The organism is Geobacillus sp. WSUCF-018B (assembly GCF_002809985.1).
Classification (GTDB): Bacteria; Bacillota; Bacilli; order Bacillales; family Anoxybacillaceae; genus Geobacillus; species Geobacillus thermophilus.
This window is the reverse complement of sequence record NZ_PIJF01000131.1, coordinates 1-1,418: the sequence shown is the minus strand read 5'-3', so window position 1 is coordinate 1,418 and position 1,418 is coordinate 1. Positions and strand designations below refer to the sequence as shown.

Annotated in this window: 1 protein-coding gene and 1 pseudogene; one reads left to right on the top strand and one right to left on the bottom strand. The window is 39.6% G+C overall.

Annotated features, from left to right (window positions below):
• Positions 1-297 (top strand): annotated as a pseudogene (locus tag CV944_RS17810) (hypothetical protein); the annotation flags it as partial.
• Between the two features lie 673 nt (positions 298-970).
• On the opposite strand, the gene CV944_RS17235 reads toward CV944_RS17810, so the two are convergent.
• On the bottom strand, positions 971-1,291 hold the full coding sequence (locus tag CV944_RS17235; protein ID WP_145994852.1) for a hypothetical protein: 321 nt from the start codon (positions 1,289-1,291) through the stop codon (positions 971-973).
• Positions 1,292-1,418: the final 127 nt, after the last annotated feature.

Here is a 1,418-nt window from a genome sequence, read left to right as displayed (position 1 = left end):
GAATTCCGCTCCTTTTCCATGTTTTTCATTAGGAGCAGTATAACCAGAGTGGGCACCGCTTATGCGAAGGTTAATTTTTCAATGAGCATGTATATAGAATCGAATAGAAATCACAGAAAAAAGTGGGCACAATGGATGCGTCGAAAACGCAAAATCGCGGAAGCCACTTTTTCAGTGCTTATGGACTCGTTTCCCATTGCATCGATTCGTGCAAACAGCGTAGAAGGTTTTAAAACAGCATTAGATGATATTTTCCCAACTTACACGTTCGTTATCCTTGGGCAAGTTGAACAATAGAGTTCAATTAGCACCATGGGTGAAAGTTTACACTAATAGTTCCTTCGCTGTCCGGGGACTTAACACTCGTGTGCTAGGTGTTCATTAAACAAGCTGACGCCTGTTGAGTACTGACGTCAGCTTACAGCTATTCTTAACCAGATAATATGGAGAGGATTGAATTAGGATTGTACCTGTGTGGAGGATGAATGGAATGCTGAATCGGGCGATTCCTCCCGGAGAACTGTGATGAAAATGACTAACAGCACAAATAGCAACCAGCTAGACACCCACATTGGAACGCTTCTAGGGGCAGGCAAAAGCAGAACGGACACAGCGGTCACCTCGGTCAATATAAGCCGACGTGCTGGTTGGAACTTTCGACACACCGCAATACAAGAGCAAGAAGCCAATCACTGTCACGACCACTGCGTAATAAACTAGCCATCGGTTACCGATAGGTGCCTAGCATCTTGGCTATTTAAACAGGAATCCTTTACCCACATATTTCTTGTATCCTAGAACACTCACAATCATATGAGATATGCCTAACAACAGTAAAACTATTAAAAAAATTGAAATTTTTTTATGAAATGTGTAATACAAACAATACCCGATTAAAATACCTGCCAATGACACATTTACAGACCAAAAGATTCTACAAAAGATGTGGATCACCCCGTTTTATGAACGACTAACTGCAAGCATATGCAAATGCATAGCCGCAAATAACAGAACAAACGGCTCCTCCTACAGAACCTGTTGCTGCTGCCCAAATTCCGCAGTGATATAAACAGACCCAAATAGAAGCGTGAACACATGGATCAAAAAATACGTTTTGAATAGTAACTGTATTTGAATTTGGACTATTGATTTGATTAGCTACCTCAAATGGAATTTTTTCCGTTAACCCTTCTCCCATAATATAACTCTGAACATGTGAATAACGATCTCCATTTATATTATAAAAAATATCCGCTTTTAAGTGTAATACTTCCTTTGTTTTTTTATCCAAAACAACTACTAAAATTCCTATATTTTTAGGCTCTTCACCACAAGTTGTACTTGATCATTTAAGGTAGGTGTGCATAGAGGGTACAAAAAATGCGAATTTTCCTGTATGGTAAAGGTGACCAAACCAA